19 protein-coding genes are annotated in these 18,079 nt (G+C 60.4%); 13 read left to right on the top strand and 6 right to left on the bottom strand.

Annotated elements, in window-relative coordinates; translation table 11 throughout:
- Positions 1-192 precede the first annotated feature (192 nt).
- Together ACQY5P_RS15520 and ACQY5P_RS15525 are read left to right on the top strand one after the other, a co-directional pair.
- On the top strand, positions 193-585 hold the full coding sequence (locus tag ACQY5P_RS15520) for a helix-turn-helix domain-containing protein (RefSeq protein ID WP_428407778.1): 393 nt from the start codon (positions 193-195) through the stop codon (positions 583-585).
- A 67-nt stretch (positions 586-652) separates the two neighbouring features.
- Positions 653-1,462: an inositol monophosphatase family protein gene (locus ACQY5P_RS15525; protein ID WP_428407779.1), complete on the top strand. Its 810-nt coding sequence runs from the start codon at positions 653-655 to the stop codon at positions 1,460-1,462.
- Between the two features lie 3 nt (positions 1,463-1,465).
- Here ACQY5P_RS15525 and ACQY5P_RS15530 read toward each other — a convergent pair whose 3' ends face one another.
- A complete protein-coding gene (locus tag ACQY5P_RS15530; RefSeq protein WP_428407780.1) occupies positions 1,466-2,578 on the bottom strand; it encodes a serine hydrolase domain-containing protein in 1,113 nt (370 codons plus the stop codon).
- Positions 2,568-3,074 carry a MarR family transcriptional regulator gene (locus tag ACQY5P_RS15535; protein WP_428407781.1) on the bottom strand — a complete coding sequence of 169 codons (507 nt, stop codon included), beginning with the start codon at positions 3,072-3,074 and terminating at the stop codon, positions 2,568-2,570. Before ACQY5P_RS15535 ends, ACQY5P_RS15530 begins: the two co-directional genes overlap by 11 nt.
- A 284-nt stretch (positions 3,075-3,358) precedes the next feature.
- Here ACQY5P_RS15535 and ACQY5P_RS15540 point away from each other — a divergent pair, with 284 nt between their 5' ends.
- Together ACQY5P_RS15540 and ACQY5P_RS15545 are read left to right on the top strand one after the other, a co-directional pair.
- The gene (locus ACQY5P_RS15540) at positions 3,359-3,697 is read left to right on the top strand and encodes a c-type cytochrome (protein WP_428407782.1); all 339 of its coding nucleotides are present in this window, start codon (positions 3,359-3,361) and stop codon (positions 3,695-3,697) included.
- A gap of 148 nt (positions 3,698-3,845) precedes the next feature.
- Positions 3,846-4,967, top strand: a complete 1,122-nt coding sequence (locus ACQY5P_RS15545) for a M23 family metallopeptidase (RefSeq protein WP_428407783.1) — start codon at positions 3,846-3,848, stop codon at positions 4,965-4,967.
- A 9-nt stretch (positions 4,968-4,976) separates the two neighbouring features.
- On the opposite strand, the gene ACQY5P_RS15550 is transcribed toward ACQY5P_RS15545, so the two are convergent.
- The 3 genes from ACQY5P_RS15550 to ACQY5P_RS15560 are packed head-to-tail and all read right to left on the bottom strand — an operon-like array spanning position 4,977 to position 7,137.
- On the bottom strand, positions 4,977-5,909 hold the full coding sequence (locus ACQY5P_RS15550) for an alpha/beta hydrolase (protein WP_428407784.1): 933 nt from the start codon (positions 5,907-5,909) through the stop codon (positions 4,977-4,979).
- Positions 5,906-6,223 (bottom strand): SCP2 sterol-binding domain-containing protein, encoded by a 318-nt coding sequence (locus ACQY5P_RS15555; protein ID WP_428407785.1) that lies wholly within the window; start codon positions 6,221-6,223, stop codon positions 5,906-5,908. The genes ACQY5P_RS15550 and ACQY5P_RS15555 overlap by 4 nt, the downstream gene beginning before the upstream one ends.
- Positions 6,224-6,234: 11 nt before the next feature.
- Positions 6,235-7,137: a class I SAM-dependent methyltransferase gene (locus tag ACQY5P_RS15560; protein WP_428407786.1), complete on the bottom strand. Its 903-nt coding sequence runs from the start codon at positions 7,135-7,137 to the stop codon at positions 6,235-6,237.
- Positions 7,138-7,334: 197 nt separating this feature from the next.
- Here ACQY5P_RS15560 and ACQY5P_RS15565 point away from each other — a divergent pair, with 197 nt between their 5' ends.
- The 5 genes from ACQY5P_RS15565 to ACQY5P_RS15585 all read left to right on the top strand — a co-directional run bounded on the left by ACQY5P_RS15565 (position 7,335) and on the right by ACQY5P_RS15585 (position 10,902).
- Positions 7,335-7,796 (top strand): Hsp20 family protein, encoded by a 462-nt coding sequence (locus ACQY5P_RS15565; RefSeq protein WP_428407787.1) that lies wholly within the window; start codon positions 7,335-7,337, stop codon positions 7,794-7,796.
- 136 nt (positions 7,797-7,932) lie between these two features.
- Positions 7,933-8,178, top strand: a complete 246-nt coding sequence (locus tag ACQY5P_RS15570; RefSeq protein WP_428407788.1) for a hypothetical protein — start codon at positions 7,933-7,935, stop codon at positions 8,176-8,178.
- 115 nt (positions 8,179-8,293) lie between these two features.
- The gene (locus ACQY5P_RS15575; RefSeq protein ID WP_428407789.1) at positions 8,294-9,136 is read left to right on the top strand and encodes an SDR family NAD(P)-dependent oxidoreductase; all 843 of its coding nucleotides are present in this window, start codon (positions 8,294-8,296) and stop codon (positions 9,134-9,136) included.
- 30 nt (positions 9,137-9,166) lie between these two features.
- On the top strand, positions 9,167-10,006 hold the full coding sequence (locus ACQY5P_RS15580) for a beta-etherase (protein WP_428407790.1): 840 nt from the start codon (positions 9,167-9,169) through the stop codon (positions 10,004-10,006).
- Between the two features lie 11 nt (positions 10,007-10,017).
- Entirely contained in the window at positions 10,018-10,902 is an 885-nt protein-coding gene (locus ACQY5P_RS15585; protein ID WP_428407791.1) for an SDR family oxidoreductase, read from the top strand.
- Here the strand turns inward: ACQY5P_RS15585 and ACQY5P_RS15590 are convergent.
- Positions 10,899-11,690 carry an inositol monophosphatase family protein gene (locus ACQY5P_RS15590; RefSeq protein WP_428410675.1) on the bottom strand — a complete coding sequence of 264 codons (792 nt, stop codon included), beginning with the start codon at positions 11,688-11,690 and terminating at the stop codon, positions 10,899-10,901. The genes ACQY5P_RS15585 and ACQY5P_RS15590 overlap by 4 nt on opposite strands.
- A gap of 177 nt (positions 11,691-11,867) precedes the next feature.
- Here ACQY5P_RS15590 and ACQY5P_RS15595 point away from each other — a divergent pair, with 177 nt between their 5' ends.
- The 4 genes from ACQY5P_RS15595 to ACQY5P_RS15610 all read left to right on the top strand — a co-directional run bounded on the left by ACQY5P_RS15595 (position 11,868) and on the right by ACQY5P_RS15610 (position 18,077).
- Positions 11,868-13,379, top strand: a complete 1,512-nt coding sequence (locus tag ACQY5P_RS15595) for a lipopolysaccharide biosynthesis protein (RefSeq protein WP_428407792.1) — start codon at positions 11,868-11,870, stop codon at positions 13,377-13,379.
- Between the two features lie 107 nt (positions 13,380-13,486).
- Entirely contained in the window at positions 13,487-15,196 is a 1,710-nt protein-coding gene (locus ACQY5P_RS15600) for a class I adenylate-forming enzyme family protein (protein ID WP_428407793.1), read from the top strand.
- 102 nt (positions 15,197-15,298) lie between these two features.
- Positions 15,299-16,774: a hypothetical protein gene (locus ACQY5P_RS15605; RefSeq protein ID WP_428407794.1), complete on the top strand. Its 1,476-nt coding sequence runs from the start codon at positions 15,299-15,301 to the stop codon at positions 16,772-16,774.
- A gap of 100 nt (positions 16,775-16,874) precedes the next feature.
- Positions 16,875-18,077 carry an acyl-CoA dehydrogenase family protein gene (locus ACQY5P_RS15610; RefSeq protein WP_428407795.1) on the top strand — a complete coding sequence of 401 codons (1,203 nt, stop codon included), beginning with the start codon at positions 16,875-16,877 and terminating at the stop codon, positions 18,075-18,077.
- Positions 18,078-18,079 lie beyond the last annotated feature (2 nt).

An 18,079-nucleotide genomic window follows, 5' to 3' on the forward strand; every position in this document is an offset into this window, starting at 1 on the left:
CCTGACACAGGCGGCGCCTCCTTACCGCGTTCGGCCGGGACGCAGGCACATCCTTTGCGCGTGAAAAGCCCGTTTTAGGCGAACGGATTTATTCGGGTTCACGCTTTCGGCACGGGGTTTGCGTGGGGCTCTCACATTCAGACAACGCGCGAGAAGTGAGCGTGCGGGGGTCGCGGTGTGGAGTTTAGAGTAATGGCGCATCCAATTGACGTGCATGTAGGGCGGAGGCTGCGGCAGCGCCGCCGTCTGCTCGGGTTGACCCAGGAGAAGCTGGCGCAGGCGGTCGATATCCGCTTCCAGCAGATTCAGAAATATGAAAGCGGTTCGAACCGCATTTCCGCTTCGCGGCTCTGGTCGCTGGCGAAAGCGCTCGAAGTTTCCATCACCTATTTCTTCGAAGGCATGAACGGCGCCGAGCCGAAGCTCGATATCAATCTGCGTGAAGAATACGGTTTCGCCGAAGCGCCGGCCGAAGGTCTGCTCGACGAAAAAGAAACAATGGATCTTGTGCGTTACTACTACCAGCTTGACGAAGAACCGCGACGCCGGTTGCTTGATCTGGCGCGCGCCCTCTCTGGCAGTTAATCAAGCAATCCCCTCCGAGAACTTCCTGCTTGCGCCATGGCGCGGCGATCAGCATGATCCCCGCGCCATGATTTTTTCTGCACATGATCTAAAGGAATTTTCCGGCTTCGCTGCGCGTCTCGCCGATGCGGCGCGGGCCGAAACGCTTCCCCGCTTCCGTAAAGGGACGACGATCTTCAACAAGGCGGGCCCATGGTTCGATCCCGTCACCGATGCAGACCGCGAGGCGGAGCGCGCCTTGCGGCGAATGATTGAAAAAATCTATCCGCGTCATGGCGTTCTCGGCGAAGAATTCGGCGAAACAAAGGGAGAAGAGGCCTGGCGGTGGGTGCTCGATCCTGTGGACGGCACGCGCGCCTTCATGTGCGGGACGGCGAGTTGGGCGACGTTGATCGCGCTGGAATATGATGCGGCGCCCGTGCTTGGTCTTATCGACCAGCCCTTCACGGATGAGCGCTGGATCGGCGCCGGCGGCGAAACGCTTTACACGCGATGCGGAGAAACGGTTGCCGCGAAAACAAGCGGGCTGAAGGACATCGCCAAGGCTCGCCTTTCCACGACCGACCCGCTGGCGAGCGGCTATTTTTCGGACGCCGAAGCCGCCGCTTTTGCGCGGGTGGCGAAGGCGTCGCGCGTTGCACGCTTTTCCCTCGATGCTTATGCATACGGTCTTCTCGCCATCGGCGAACTCGACATTGTCATCGAGAGCAGTTTGCAGCGCCACGATTACGCGGCGCTCATCCCCGTGGTCGAAGGCGCCGGCGGCATCGTCACCAACTGGCAGGGCGAAGCCCCGGGCACAGATGAAAAAGGCGAGCTGATCGCGGCGGCGACGCCGGAGCTGCATGCTGCGGCGCTCGAATTGCTCAAAGGATGACGCCTAACCAGCGGCGCATGGCGCATCCGCTTGGCCGGTCAGCAGCATCGCGAACATTCGCCGCGTCAGCTTGCCCGTGTTGGGCGTGTTGTAGGCGTTGCTTAGCACAATTGCGAACAAGCCTTTCTCCGGCGCGAGCATAAACGAGGCCTGTCCGCCCGGCGCGAGCCCCGTGTGCCAGATCGTACGAGCGCCGCAAAACTCGCGCACATTGAATCCAAGGCCATAAGCCGTTGCTTCGCCTTCAGGCAGAGGCTCGGGCGTCCAAGCCATATCGAGGCTTTCCCTGCCGATAAGCTCTTCCGCCGTCAAAAGCATGATCCAGCGATTCAGGTCTTCTGCGGAAGAGAGGAGGGCGCCGGCGGCGCTCACATGGGACATATCAAGACCCGGCGTGTTGAAGACGCCGCCGTCTCGAAGTTCATACGCCGCAGCACGGTTTTCGATGATGGCGTCATGTGCGTCGAAGTGAGAATTCGTCATGCCGGTCTCGTCGAAAAATGAATCAACTGCATCCCTGTAGGGCCGCCCGGTGATTTTCTCGATGACATGCGCGACTAAAACATAATTGAAGTTCACATACTCATATTTCGTTCCAGGGGGAGAAGAAGCCGGCGCATCCCGGGCGAGGTCGATGAGTTTATCCGTCGTGATGGGAAGCCAGATATGCTCCATCAGCGCCGGATCGGAAAGGAAGTCCGCAAGGCCTGAACGATGGCTCAAAAGCTGGCGTAGAGTGACCGCGCCGAATTGATCCGGCAGGTCTGGCGCATAGGCGGCGATGGGCCGGTCAAGCTCGACAAGGCCTTCCTCCACGAGCTGCAAGACCATCACGGCGGTGATTGGTTTTGAAAGGGACCCGATGCGAACCGGCGTATCGGGCTTCATTTCAGCGTCCCATTCGAGATTGGCGTATCCAACGGCGCCGGCAACAAGAACATCGCCGTTTTTCGAAAGGAGATAGGCCGCGCCCGGACCTGCGGGATCGTATGTCTCTCGCACGATAGCCGCAGCTGTCTCTGCGCGCTGCAGGGCGGATGCTGTTTGATAAGGGGCCGTAGCGCAGCCGGAGATCAATAAGAGAACAAGGAGAAGGATTTCCGCATTAACGGTCATGGCTGCTGACCTTCAAATCCTGCTGATATTGCGGGAATTCCTGACAAAGGCGCGCGAGCAAGGGTTTTGCGTGAAGCGCCCGTTCGAGTTTCAGGACGGCTTCGCTCATGTCGACGCCGATTTCGCGCCACAAGGCGTCATAAACCGCTTCAAAGTCACGCATCATGTCGACGGCTTCTTCAATTTCGGCGCGCTTGCGCCGGGATAAGGAAAAGACGCGTTTTCGGGCGTCTTCTCTACTCACTGCGGATTTCACATAAGCTTCGGCTTCCAAAGTTTTGAGCCGGGATTCCACAAGCTGGCGCGACAGGCCGGTGAAGGCGGCAAGCTCGCTGGAGCTTTGTTCGTCCTGCTCATAAAGCGCGATCACCAGCGAAATCAGCTTTGCGTCGAGCGCAATGCCGGAACGCCAGAAAACCTCCCGTCCCTGTTCGCCGATAAGATCGGAGACACGCCGCATTTGCAGCCCAAAGAGATTCTCCGAAAGAACGTCCATTATCAACCTTATCACTATTTGCGCAAATTTTTGCGCAAACAGTGATTCTTGTCAACTGCTGGTCATTCAATTCGCCTATCTGCGCGGCAATCCAAAACGTTTGGTGCGGCGCTTTGGGGGCTGTTCGGCGCTGCGTTGTTACAAATCTGACATGCCCGGCGAATAACATTCTTTTGCAGCAGTCTCGTGAGGCAGCGATGTTACGGCGCTCATTGTGTCTCTTCTTCTGTACAATAGCGATCGCCGGCTGCGATTTGCGGCCGACTTCCAGTCATGGCTTTCGCTTGCCGGACGGCGATGCGGCGGCGGGCCGCCAGGTCTTCATCGATAAGAAATGCGCAAGCTGTCATGTGATCGATGGCATGGAGGCTTTGCGGGAAGGGCTCGAAGTTGAAAACACCGTGCCCATCGGCGGCATGAAGACCACCGTGGACACCTATGGCCAGCTGGTGACATCGGTCATCAACCCTTCGCACAGGATCGCCCGCGCTTATCGTTCGGAAGCCTATTCCGAAGACGGCGAATCAAAAATGCGCAATTACAATGACGAGCTGACGGTGAGCGAGCTCATCGATCTCGTCGCATTCCTGCAGGCGCAGTATACTGAATTTCCGGATTATTAGAATTTTCCGGCGGCTTTGACTGTGAGAGACAGTGGGCGCGTTTGGCCCGTTCATCGTGTAAAACGAACACGTCGTCTTGTGGACGGTTGCGGACCATGAGGCGCTTACCGTAATTATCCGGGCTTATATTGAGGCGGGCGGAATGGTTATGGCGCAGCGAAGACGACGCAGTCTGGTCAAGCTTGCCGCTGCGATGTTGCCCTTATCCACAGCGTTTCCAGCGTCTGCGGTCGAAAGCGAAGGCGGCGTGAGCGTAAGCCGCATTCTGCCGGAGACTGTCTATACGGAACGCCGGCGCGGAGCGCTGAGATTGAATTTCGACCTGATACTGGAAAACCGGTCTGACAAGGACGCGCATCTCACTTATCTGGATTTGCGGCTGTATGATAAAAAAGGCCGTATCCTCATGCGCCGGATTATGGACGGCAATGGCTTGCCAGGCGCGATCGCCATGCTCCCGGATCGTGTTATTCCGGCCGGGGACGACTTGCATCTGTTCAATCCGTTTCCCGATCTTCATGCTACCGGCGCCGTCGCCCGCGTTGTTCTGCGCGGATACTATGAAGGAGGCTCGTTTGAAGCGTCTTTTCAGCCAAGCCGGTTCGACGGGCCCGTAATGAAACGCCCTCCATTAGGCGAGGGCGCCTATGTCTTTACCGGAAACGATCTTTTCGCTCATCACCGGCGGGTGTCGCTGACAAGCGCGCCGGCGCAGGCGCTTAACATGCAACGCATCACGCAGCGTTTTGCGCTCGATTTGACCGCAATCGACCCGGTCTCGGGTGAACTCGCGACGGGCGATTACAGCGAGCTCTCCAATTGGCCGGCTTATGGCCGCGCCGTCTACGCGCCTACCGACGGCGTTGTGGCGCATATGCGCGGCGATATGCCGGAAGGCGTCATGACGGGCGCCGGGCGGGTAATGAAGCCCGATGCGTATGACTCATATGGCGACAATGCAAGTCTCGGAAATTACGTTATTTTGCGAATAGATGAGGCTTATCTGGTGTTGGCGCATCTGAAGGCCGGTTCGCTGAAGGTCGAGCCAGGCCAGCGCATCAAGGCCGGAGATTACATCGGCGCTTTGGGTCTGTCTGGCGACACCGCTTATCCGCATCTGCATATGCAACTGCAGGATGGCTCTGATATTTTGCACGCCCGCCCGCTGCCTCTGGTTTTCGATTGCGTACAGCTTGGCGCCGAAGGCGCGAGGCGAGAGATGTCGCAGGCGGGACTTGATTCCGGAGATTTCGTTAGCCCCTGTAAGTAGGCATAAGATTCAGCCGTTCAGGGTGGGCGCGACGAAATCGTCAAACGCCTTGAAGTAGAGCGCGCGGATGGAATCGCGCTCCATCATGATTTCGTGCAACGCGCCTGGAATGACTTCCAGGGAAATCATGTCGCTCCCATCCGCGATAGTCTTGTGATCGCCGCCATCGATCTGCTGCTCGTTTCCGGCGGAGACGATCAGCACGGGAACTTTAACGCCGGATAGGGCGCCCGGCGCATGAATTTTCGCGCTTTCCGCCATGCTCGCATTGACCCAGCCATAGGTCGGCGTCGTCGATGTCGCCTCGGGCGCGGCGAGTTTCAGATCGCGAAAGCGGCTGTGGCGCGTCTTGTCGCTGGTGAAAATGTTGCCTTCAAAAAGCTCCGAGTGATCGCGTGACCGCGCCGTTTCCGTCGTTGCAAGTCCCAGCGTGCAGGCGGCCGCCGCGGCGAAGGCCATCACCTTATTTTTGGTTTCCGGAAAAAGCCGCGTCATCGGCGCGCACAGAACCGCGCGGGAAAAGCCTTCATAGCCTTCTGCGAGCAGCATCAGGCCGGGGAGCCCGCCCATGGAATGGGTCATGAGGATGTAAGGCCCCGCAAAGCGCGGTTTTACATAACGCTCGGTGAAATGGCGCAAGTCTTCTTTGAGCGTCTCGAAATAGCCGTTCCATTTGACGGCGCGGGGGCTGTCGCGATCGGAAAGACCCTGGCCGCGCCAGTCCATCATGGCGACGTTGAGCCTGCGATCCTGAAGGTCGCGCACCGTCTCGAAATATTTTTCAATGAATTCCGACCAGCCCGTCACGAGCACAACTGTGCCCCGCGCATGTTCCGCCGGAAAAAACGCGGCGCGCAGTTTCGCGCCGTCGGGCGCCGGGATGTCCTCTATGCTTGCATTGGCGGGCAGAGGATTGCCGGCGATGTCGATGAACCGGCTCATCGGCTTTCATCGAGGGTGAGTCGCGCCATGACGCTGATGTCGCCGGACACGGCGACGCGGCCCGAAACATAGGCGCTTTCAAACGCTCGCGCGCCCGACATGGCGCGGACCAACGCCTCGCGCGCGCCGCGCCAGAGGCAATCCGCTTCCAGGCCGCCCGGCGCATCGGAGGAAATCTGCGGCGGGTTCTGGCGCCCGTCGACCCAGAGCGGGCAGCCATTGTCCGGCGCGATCTTCAGGACGGCGCCGAAAGGCGCAGCGAAGGCTTTCTTCGCCGCGATCATCAGTGCGTCCGTATCGCCCGCATCCGCCATGGTCACCGCCCCTATTCGAGCAACGCCCCGTCAGCCGCGATGGGCTTGCGGAATTTCAGGGTCATGCGGTCGCTCTCGCCGATGGCGTCGTAGCGTGCGCGATCGAAACTGGGGTCGTCCTCGCCGTTGATCTGGGCCGAGCGGCGCACCGGGGGCAGGGTCCAGACGCCGAAAGGATGGTCTTTGGTATCGGCGGTATTGGCGTTGATCTCGGAGGCGGCTTCAAATTCAAAACCGGCGGCTTCCGCCATGGCGACGACATCATCCGTATAGACATAACCGGAAGACCCGTCGCGGGGGAGCTCTGCGCCGTCGGCGCGATGTTCGACAATACCGAGAACGCCGCCGGGTTTTAGGGCGCGGTAAAATTCCTCGAAGGTTTCTTCGGCAATGCCGCGGCCCATGAAACTGTGAATATTGCGGAAGGTGACGACCATGTCCGCCGAGCCTTCGGGTGCGATGTGATGGCCTTCCCCGAGGGTTGTCATTTCGACGGCGCCGTAGAGGTCAGGGTTCTCCACATAGGTTTTGCGGAACGTGTCGAGCGCGGCGCGGGCGCGCTCGCTCGCGCCTTCCGCCGGGAAGCTCGCCGCATAAGTCTTGCCGCCGCCGGTTTTCATGTAAGGCGCGATTACCTGCGTATACCAGCCGCCGCCGGGATAGACCTCAACCACGGTCATCGTGGGCTCCAGGCCGAAGAATTCAAGCGTTTCCTTCGGATGGCGGAATTCGTCCCGGGCGCGCTCTTCGTCGCTGCGGTGGTCGCCGGCGAGGACGGCGTCGAGCCGCGCGGCGTCGTCCATGGGCGCGGCCTCCTGCGTAGCGGTCGTCGCGTCCTCGCCGCCCCCGCAGGCGGCCAGGCCGAGGGCGAGCGAAGCGGCGAATCCGGCGTAAAGGGCTGATTTCAAAGTCATGTTTGGCTCCCGTCCATGTTTTGCAGGCTCTTTACCATGGTTTTCGGGAGGTCTGAAACACAACCTCTTGAAGTCGCTCCTTCAGCGCCTATCTCGTTTTTGACGGAGGCCAGACGGCTCCGTTCGCGTCCATTCCGGCCAGATGGCGGAGGCGGGACGCGCGCAACCCTCGCTTGAACCAAGGAGGAACCAAGCACATGCGTACTTTCGACCTAACCCCCCTTTATCGCTCGACGGTCGGTTTCGACCGCGTCTTCGACCTGCTCGACAGTGCCGGGAAGGCTGAGACCGGCGGCTATCCGCCCTATAATATCGAGCGTCTCGACGAAAACGACTATCGCGTGACCCTCGCCGTCGCCGGCTTCTCTGAAGACGAGCTTGACGTCGAGCTTCATGAAAACACGCTGACCGTCACCGGTTCGCGCAAGGACGAAGACGAAGGCCGCACCTTCCTTTATCAGGGCATCGCCGGGCGCTCTTTCCAGCGCCGGTTTCAGCTCGCCGAGCATGTCCAAGTCGCCGGCGCATCGCTGGTGAACGGGCTTTTGAATATCGAACTGAAGCGTGAAATCCCGGAATCGGCGAAACCGCGCAAGATTTCGATCGGCGCGGGCAAAGCCAATAATGTTAAAATCCTGAAAGACGCTGACGCGGCCTAAGGGAGCCTTCTGGCCTTCATTCCCTCTCTAATTGAAAAACCGAGATAAACTGGAGCGCGGGGATTTCCCTCCCGCGCTCTTTTTTATTGCGGCCCGGCTTGTTACCATGCGGCCTCAAGCGGGAAGGGACGGGGCCATGGTTGGGTTGAGAGTGATGATGGCCGGGGCGGCGCTCGCGGCGCTGGGCGCTTGTGCGACGCGCGAGCCGGTCAGCGACCAGTCAATCTCCATTCCTTACGATCCTTACGATTTCGATCCCGACGATCTCCAGGCCGAAGCCGACGCCCATTGCCGCGCCTATAATCTCAGGGCGGTTTTCGATGGCGAGACGGCGAACCCCCATGAAGTGCGCTGGCGCTACCGCCATTACCGCTGCGTCTGACCTTTCCTGAAGTCCGCTTCGCATTCGCCCGGCCCGTGAAGGTCAGGCTGACTTCCTATCTGGACATGTCGCTCGCCGCCGTCTGCGCTAAAGCGTTTCGCAGCAAGGAGGCCCCATGGCGATTAAAAGCTTCGAGGGAAAAACCGCGTTCATCACCGGCGGCGCCAGCGGCATCGGTCTTGGCATCGCGAAGGCGTTCAGCGCACGGGGCGCACGCATCGTCATTGCGGATCTGCGTCCAGACCATATCGAAAAGGCGCTCGCCACATTCGCCGGCGGCGCACAGTCGAATAGCGTCAGCGCCATTGAAATCGATGTGACGAACCGCGAAGCCTACGCCGATGCGGCGGAAAAGATGCAGGCCGAGTTCGGCGGCATCGACATTCTCGTCAACAATGCGGGCGTCGGCGTCGAAGGGCCGATCCTCGAAGCGCGTTACGCCGACTGGGATTTCGGTCTCGGGGTCAATGTGAACGGCGTCGTCAACGGTTTGCAGGCGTTTCTGCCGCAGATGATCGCTCATGGCCGCGGCGGTCATATTGTCAATACGTCGTCCCTCGCGGCGGCGGTGATGATGCCGGAACAATTCGTCATCTATGCAGCGGGCAAGGCTGCGGTGCTCAATATGTCTGAGAACATGCGCGAAGTGCTTGCGGCCAAGAATATCGGCATGAGCGTTTTGTTGCCCGCCTTTACGAAATCCAACATTCACGAAGCGGCGCGGAACCGCCCGGCGCATCTGCGCAAGGACAGCGGGTTCAAGGCGTCAGAGAAAGCGCTTTCCGAACGCGAAATCGGCGCCGAGTGGATGGAGCCGGAAGAAGTAGGCGAGATGGTCGCCAAGGGCGTCCTCAACAACGATCTTTACATCATCACGCATGGCCAGTTCAAAAACCGGATGCGCGAACGCGCCGAAGCGATGCTCGCCGCGACGCCGGAGTCGGATTTTCAGTTTTAAAGAACAAAGTGTTTCTGAAGGGAGGCATTCATGGCCAAAGACAACAAGATCACGATTTACGATCTCGCGCTTTCGACCGGCGCGACCATCAGCCCGTTCGTCTGGGCGACGAAATATGCGATCGCGCATAAGGGATTCGAAATGGACATCGTGCCCGGTGGGTTCACCGGCATCATGGAGCGCACCGGCGGCAAGACCGAACGTCTTCCCGCCATTGTCGATGACGGCAAATGGGTGCTCGATAGCTGGGGCATCGTCGAATATCTCGACGAAACCTATCCCGACCGTCCGGCGCTCATTCCCCATCCCGGCATCGCGGTGTTGACGCGGGCTCTCGACACCTGGTTCTGGGGCGCCGCGGTGGGCCCGTGGATGCGATGTTATTGCCAGGACTATCGCGATCTCTCCCTGCCGCAGGATCATGAATATGTGACGCATTCCCGCGAGAACATGCTTGGGACGACGCTCGAAAAAATGCAGGAAGGCCGCGAAGGCCGGCTGCCCGGAATTTCTCTGGCGCTCGAACCCTTGCGCAAGGCGCTCTACGAATCGAAATGGCTTGGCGGCAAGGAGCCCAACTACGCGGACTATCGCATTCTCGGCGGTTTCCTCTTCACGGCGTCCGTCGCCAAGATCCCGGCGCTTGCCGATGACGATCCGTTGCGCGACTGGGTCGACCGCTGTTTTGATCTGTTCGGCGGGCTCGGCCGTCATCCTGGTCTCTTCCCGCTCTTCGGCCTCGAAACCAAAGAGGGCGATCCCGATCCGTGGATGAAGGGCGGGCCTTGGGGAGGTCAGGCGAAACGCAATACGGGTCCTGAATCGACCCGCGCCGAAACCGAAGCGATCACACGGCCAAAGGCAAGCTGAGAGCGCGCGCCATGCAGAACTTCGAGGGCAAGGTTGCGTTCATCACCGGCGGCGCCAGCGGCATCGGGCTCGGCATGGCGCGAAACTTTATCGCCGAAGGCATGAAAGTCGTCATCGCCGACTGGAACGACGATCATCTCGACGCTGTGCGCAAGGAATTCGCCGGGTCGAACGCCGTTCACTTCATCAAGCTCGACGTCTCCGACCGCGAGCAGATGAAAAAGGCGGCCGCAGAAACGCTCTCTGTGTTCGGCAAGGTGCATGTGGTCTGCAACAACGCCGGCGTCGGCGGCGGCGGCGCGGCGGACGATCCCGAGTTCGACGATTGGGACCGCGCGCTGTCGATCAATCTCGGCGGCGTCGTCAACGGCGTGAAGGTTTTCGCGCCGATCATCAAGGAACAGGGCGAGGGCGGGCACATCGTCAACACGTCTTCCATGGCGGGCATCGTGCCGCTGCCGGGGCTCGCCGCCTATTCAACGGCGAAATACGCGGTGCGGGGCTATACGGAATCGCTGCGCCTCGCGCTCGCGCCGCATGGCATTGGCGTTTCCTGTCTTTATCCCGGGGCCGTCAAAACCGCGCTCGTTCCGGCGCCCGAAGACGACAGCGATGCGCCGGAAGGCGATGCGGGCGAATTTCTGAAAAAACTCTGGGAGGCGATGCGCAAGGCGATGTCGCCTGACGAGATGGGCGCGGCGGTGGTCAACGGCATTCGCGAAAACCGCCCGCATATTCTGACTCATGGAGAATTTCTGCAAGAAGTCATGAAGCGCAACCGCGAGATGGAGGCGGCGTTCATGGATATGGGCGAGATTCCCGAAGCGCGCTCGGAGTTCGAGAAAACCCGCAACGACATGGTCGACGGGCTGATGAACCTGCCCGTAAAGGACTAGGCACCCGCGATTAGCGCCTTCGCTTCTTCGTAAATCTCGGCGTTCGCGGCGAGGATGGACCCGCCGCTGATGAAATTTCTGCCGCCTTCGATTTCCGACACCATGCCGCCCGCCTCGCGCACCAGAACTGCGCCGGCGGCGACGTCCCAGCTATTCAAATCGCGCTCCCAGAACGCGTCAAAACGCCCGGCGGCGACAAAGGCGAGATCGAGCGCGGCGGCGCCGAAGCGGCGCACGCCCGCGGTTTTTTCCAGAACGCGTTCGGCTTCGTCGAGCGCCTGCTTGCGTCCCGACCGGCCAGCGAAGGGCAGGCCGCAGGCGAAAAGACATGCGCTCAAATCGTCGCGTCCCGACACGCGAATGCGCCGGTCGTTCAAATAGGCGCCTTCGCCTTTTTCTGCCCAGAAGAGTTCGTCCGTCGCCGGATTGAAGACGACGCCCGCATAGGGCTGGCGGTCGCGTTCGAGTGCAATGGAGATTGCAAATTGCGGCAAGCCGTGAAGGAAATTCGTGGTGCCGTCGAGCGGATCGACGATCCAGCGGTTGGAATTGTCCGAGCCTTCAATCTCGCCGCGCTCTTCCATGATGAAGCCGAATTTCGGACGGGCGCGGGAGAGCTCCTCAAAGATGTCCTGTTCGGCCTTGTGGTCGGCCCGGGAGACGAAATCCGCGGCCCCCTTGCGCGAGACCTGCAGCGCTTGGGCTTCGCCGAAATCGCGAATGAGGCCGCGGGCGGCCTTGCGCGCGGCGTTAATCATCACGGTCATGAGGGCGGAGGCGTGGGCCATGGGATTTGTCCGGAGCGGGGGGTGGGCGTGGCGGCGCACCATAGCGATGGCGGCGCGAGGTGCAAGCATCCCCTTAATCTTTGCCCGGCTATTGTCGCCTTGACCATCAAACAGGGCTAACCCCTGAAAGAGTTGAACAAGCGACGCCGCAGTCTGAAGCCCAAGCTGAAGGGTTAAATGTCCGAACCGTTAACCCCGTCTCCTGAAAACGCCTCGCTGACGGCGCGCGTCGCGCGCGGGGCGGCGTGGATTTTCGGGGCGGGCGTCGCGGCGAGGCTCCTGGGTGCGATCAACACGATCATCGTCGCGCGGCTTCTCGTGCCCGACGACATCGGCATTGTCGCGACGGCGACCGTCGCCATGCAGCTATTGCAGGGGATCTCCGATATCGGGGTCAGTCAGGCCGTGGTGAAATTCCGCGACGCGGACCGCGACGATCTCGATACGCTCTTCACTCTTTCCGTGCTGCGCGGGCTTTTGATTGGCGCGCTTTTGTTCGCCGGGGCGCCGCTGGCGGCTGAATTTTACGGCGACCCGCGGTTTTTCTGGGCGTTTTCGGCAGTGGCGTTGTTTCCGGTGCTGACCGGCTTTCTCAATCCGCGGTTTTACGAGTTCGAACGCGATTTGAAATTCTCCCGCGAGTTCATCGTCACGATCTTGAACCGGATCGCAGGGGTCGCCGTCTCGCTTTCCATCGCGATCATGTTCCGAACCTATTGGGCGATCATCGCCGGCATGCTGGCGAGCGCAATCGTGCAATTGTCGCTCTCTTACCTTCTCCGCCCCCATGCGCCGCGTTTTACGTTCCGGTCGCTGCGCAAGGTTTTCGGCTTTTCCGGCTGGCTCGCCGGCGTCAGTTTCATGGCGGCGCTCAACAACAAGCTCGACGTGCCGATCCTGACGCGGCTTGCGGGCGCTGGCGGCGCGGGAGTTTATTTTATGGGCCTGCAATTGTCGGAAATGGCCGCGGGCCAGATCGCCGCGCCGCTGACGCGCGCCATCTATCCTGGCCTCTCCGAGTTGCAGGAAGAGCCGCAGCGGATGCGCGCCGGCTTTTTGAAAGGGGTGGAGGCGCTGGGCGCTTTCGCCATGCCCGCCGCTTTCGGGCTTGCGCTCACTGCGCCGGACCTCACCCTCGTTCTTCTTGGCGAGAAATGGGACGCCGCCGTCCCGGCGATCGAGTTCCTGGCGCCGGTCATCGGCCTGCAGTCGCTCTTTTTTGCAACCCAGGCCTATGCGGTGGCGCTTGGCCTCACGCGCCTTGTATTCTTCCGTGAGCTGATCTTTTTCCTCGTCCGGATGCCGGTCTTTCTCTGGGCGGCGCTGGCGCACGGGCTTCCGGGCGCGATCCTCGCCGCGGCGGGAATGGGCCTTTTTCATGTGGTGCTCAATCTCGCCCTTTACGCCCGGGCGAGCGGCGGGCCCTTCTGGGAACCGGTCTTCGCCGCACGCCGCCCGCTTGGGGCGGTTGCGGTCATGGCCATCTGGTTCGTGCTCGTCCACCCGACGATCTTTGTCCTCGATAGTTTACCTGCGCCCTTGCGGCTTTGCGCCGACATCGCGGCAGGGGCGGCGCTGTACGGGGCCGCGCTTTTCGCTCTCTGGCGGCTTGAGGGCGGGCCCGACGGGATCGAGCGCCGCATCCTTTCCGCATGCTCAACAGCCTGGCGAAAATTGTCGCCAGGCTGAGCCAGCCGAAGATTTCAAGAGGGATAGCTGCAACCGGCGGTTCCGCGCGCCCTCGCCTTCGGCTAGGAAGAGGTCAGGGACAAAACAGGGTAAGGACATCATCGACCATGGCCGATATGGCGCCGCTCGACCCGGCGAAAACCGCCGCCGCCGCTTTCAAGCTGCTTGCAGAAAATCCCATGTTCAAGGTGGGCGAAGCCGACATTCGCGGCAATGTCTACCGCGTGTTCGAGAACGCGCCGCCGAGCCTCGCCGCGCTGTTCGCTCATGGGGCGGCGACGCATGGCGACAAGGAATTCCTGATTTTTGAGGAAGAGCGGGTCAGCTTTGCGGAGATTTGGCGCCGCGCCTGCCGGCTTGCGCATGCGCTTCAGGACAAGCTTGGCGTGAAACAGGGGGACAAGGTCGCCCTCGCCATGCGCAATTATCCCGAATGGTGCGTCAGCTATATGGCGGTGATCGCGCTTGGCGGCGTGGTCGTTCCGTTGAACGCCTGGTGGAAAGACGAAGAGCTGCATTACGGGCTTCAGGATTGCGGCGCGAAGATCGTCATCGCCGACGCAAGGCGGCTGGAATATATTCTTCCCTCCAAAAAGGAGCTCGGCCTGACGCTGGTGCTCGCCCGTGAGGGCGGCGACGGCGCCGATTACCGTTACGAAGACTTGTTGGCGCAGTCGAAAAACGACGCCATGCCGGCGGTCGACATCCATCCCGACGACGATTTCTGCATCGTCTATACGTCAGGCTCCACGGGTCATCCGAAAGGCGTCGTTCTCACCCATCGCGGCGCGATTTCGGCGCTGTTCTCATGGTCTTTCATTGCGGCGATTTTGAAGGAGCTGCGCGGCGGGGTCAGCCCGTTCGGCGACGATCCCGGCATTCTCCTCGGGATACCGCTCTTCCATGTGACCGGATCGCATTCAATCTTTCTGCTTTCCTACATGGTCGGGCGCCGCGTCGTCATGATGTATCGCTGGGACCCAAAGGAAGCGGCGGCGATCATCAACCGCGAAAAGCTCACCAATTTCGTCGGCGTGCCGAGCCAGTCTTTCGAACTGATGCAGGCGGTGGGTCCGGAAGGTCTGCCGACGCTGATCGACATCGGCTCCGGCGGCGCCAAGCGCCCCGCAGACCATGTAAAAAAACTTGCCGCGAAATTCCAGAACGGCAAGCCGTCTTCCGGCTACGGGCTCTCGGAAACCAACGCCCTCGGTTGCGTCATTTCCCAGGGCGACTATCAGCTGCGCCCGGATTCGACGGGCCGGCCGGTGCCGCCGGTGACCGACATCAAGATCATGGAAGGCGACAAGGAACAGCCTGTCGGAGGCGTCGGCGAGGTCTGGATCAGGAGCCCCGCCAATTTCCGCGGCTATCACAACCTGCCCGATGAGACGGCGAAGGCGATCACGCCCGACGGCTGGTTCAAGACCGGCGACCTCGGCAAGTTCGATGCGGACGGCTATCTCTACATTGTTGATCGCCTCAAAGACCTGATCATTCGCGGCGGTGAAAACATCTCCTGCCTGGAAGTCGAAAACCGCGTCTATGAGCATGGCGATGTCGCCGAAGCGGTGGTTTTCTCCGTTCCCGATGAGGTGCTGGGCGAGCGCGTCGGCCTCGTCGTTTATCCCAAGGAAGGCATGAGCGTCGACGCCGCGGATTTGCGCGATTTCGTGGCGGAGGAGCTCGCGGCCTTCAAGGTGCCGGAACGCATCTGGATTTCGCCCGCCAAGCTGCCGCGTCTCGGCACCGCGAAATTCGACAAGATCACTGTCCGGAAAATCGCCCTCCAGCATCCGCCGGCGCTTTCGGTTTGATTCGGCGCGAAATCGAAACGCTCCGCCGCAAAAAGTTGGGCGATTGCGTGACGCAAGACTTTAAATTGCCGATGCTGTCCTCGGGATTTAAGGGAGCGGCTTATGACAGGCTTTCGGTTGCTCGGAGTGCTTGGCGCTCTTATGGCGATGACCGCTCAGGCGAACGCCGATAGCTATGCGGTGGAATTTGTCGCGAGCCGCAATCCCGAGAATAAGGGCCAATATCGCATCGCAAATGTGGAGGCTGTCATCACGCCGGATGGCGGGATCGTTGGTCTTTTCCGAGATCAGCGAGATGTGGGCCTGCCTCATGGCTGGGCGACGTTTCTCTATACAATTGAAGTCCATGACCAATCCGGCGCTGAACTAAAGACGCGCTATCTCGCCGGCGGGCGCTGGAAGGTGCTTGGTTGGCAAGCGGGACCGGTCACGGTCAACTATACCATGCTGCTGCAGCATGACCGCTTCCCCAATGATCCGGGGGACGATGAAATCGCTTATGGCCGCCCCTATGGCGTAATGTGGACGGGGCGCGCGCTTTTCATGGAGGGGGCGGCGTCAGAGGAAGAGATCGGCGTTTCTTTCGATGCGCCCGAAAGCTGGCGCTTCACGACCCCTTGGGAGCAAGTTTCAAGCGACGGGCGCGACTTCACGGCCAAGAACACTGACGACCTTCTCGATAGCGCGTTCATGGGCGGCGAACATCTTGAGGAAATTCTTCCTGTCGCCGGCAATGAAGCGCGCCTCGCCGTGGCGCCGCCTCTGCATGAGGTCAAGCCGGTCATGGTTTCAACGCTCAAGCATTCGCTCGGCGCTTACGAAAAACTATTTGACGCGCCAATGCCGGAGGCGCTGTTGGTCATCGTCGGCGACGCGTCATTCTCCGGCGGCGGCGTCATGGGCCGCAGCATCTCTATTGTGCTTGGAGACGATGAAAACAATCTGCCGGCCTATATCGCCGCCCATGAGGGCTTCCATGTCTGGAATGTCCAGTGGACGCTGGAACAGAACAACGGGGACATGGAATGGCTAAAGGAAGGTCTCGCCGAATATTACGCCAATGTGACGAGGCTGCGCGGCGGAGATGTAAGCGAGGAAGAGTTTCTAGCTGAACTTGGAAATCGCGCCGGTATTTATCTGACAGCGCTGCAGGGCGACAGCATCGCCGGCGGCGGCGCACGCAAGCTGCGGGATGCAGGGAGCTACAACCTTGTCTATAGCGGCGGCATGATGCTCTGCGCCGCGCTCGATGCCGAAATCCGTAGGGCGTCAGACGGCGCCAAAAGCCTCGACGATCTGATGCGCGACCTTCACCGCCGCTATGCCGGGGGGGCGGAGCCGCTAACCATGAACATGCTGACGGATATACTAAAGCAAGAATATAGCGTCAGCGCAGCCGAATTTTTCGCTGCGCACTTATATGGCGGCGAAGCCTTGCCGCTTGAAGACCTTCTTGGTTTTTATGGGCTCAACGCGCGAATTTCGGAAAAGGACGGTGAGGTCGCTGTCAACATTGAACGTGCGGCCAAGGCCGATAGCCACGCAATAGCCGCTTGGCGCGACTTCCTCCTCCAGTAACCGAATATCCTCCCATTTTGCACTGCATAAAGCGCTTGCGCCCGGGGGCCCGGCGCCGGACAAACGCGCTTGACCTAAATCGAGAAAGGGAACGCCGCCCATGAGCGACCTTGAAACCTTCCGCGCAGAGGCGCGAAGCTGGCTTGAAGAGAACTGTCCCAAGGAAATGCGCGACGGCGCTGGCGGCGAAGAGAATATCTGCTGGGGCGGCAAGCGCTGGAAATTCCAGTCCGAAGCCCAGAAGACCTGGCTCGACCGCATGGCCGAAAAGGGCTGGACCGTTCCGGCCTGGCCCAGGGAATATGGCGGCGGCGGCCTATCCAAGGAAGAAGTCAAGGTTCTGAAAGAGGAGATGCGCAAGCTGAAATGCCGCTCGCCTCTCGAAAGCTTCGGCATCTGGATGCTCGGGCCCGCGCTCCTGAAATATGGAACGCACGAACAGAAGCTGCATTTCCTGCCGCCCATTGCGCGAGGCGAAGTGCGCTGGTGCCAAGGCTATTCTGAACCGAATGCGGGTTCGGACCTCGCCTCGCTCCAGTGCAAATGCGAGGACAAAGGCGATCACTGGCTGATCAACGGCCAGAAGATCTGGACCTCTTACGCGGACGAAAGCGACTGGATTTTCGTGCTCGTCCGCACCGATCCGAAAGCGACGAAGCACACGGGCATCAGCTTCATTCTGGTCGACATGGACCAGAAGGGCGTTTCCACGAAACCGATCAAACTGATCTCCGGCAAGTCGCCCTTCTGCGAAACTTTCTTCGATGATGCGACCACGCCGAAGGAGCATGCGCCGGGCGTCTCCGCCATTGTCGGCGAGATGAACAAAGGCTGGGATGTCGCAAAATATCTTCTGACCCATGAGCGTGAAATGATCTCTGCGGGCGGCGGCGGCCTTCTCGGGGGGCGCGGCATGGGCGAGGTCGCGGCGAATGAAATCGGCACCAAAAATGGCAGACTTTCCGACCCGCTATTGCGCGCGAAAATCGCGCAGGCCGAAATCGACGGCTGGGCTTTCCTCTTGACGCTCGAACGCATGAAAGACGAGGCGAAAGCGGGGCAGGGCGTCGGCGCCAATTCGTCGATGCTCAAATATTACGGCACCGAGTTCAACAAGCGCCGCTTTGAGATCCTCATGGATATCGGCGGGTCCGACGAGCTTGAATGGGAAGGGGCGCGCACAAAAGACGGGAAGCTCGCCCGCGGCTGGCTGCGCACCAAAGCCAATTCCATCGAAGGCGGCACGTCGGAAGTGCAATTGAACGTCATCGCCAAACGCATTCTCGAATTGCCCGGCGCGTAAAG

The organism is Hyphococcus sp., from assembly GCF_965267305.1.
Lineage (GTDB): Bacteria > Pseudomonadota > Alphaproteobacteria > Caulobacterales > Parvularculaceae > Hyphococcus.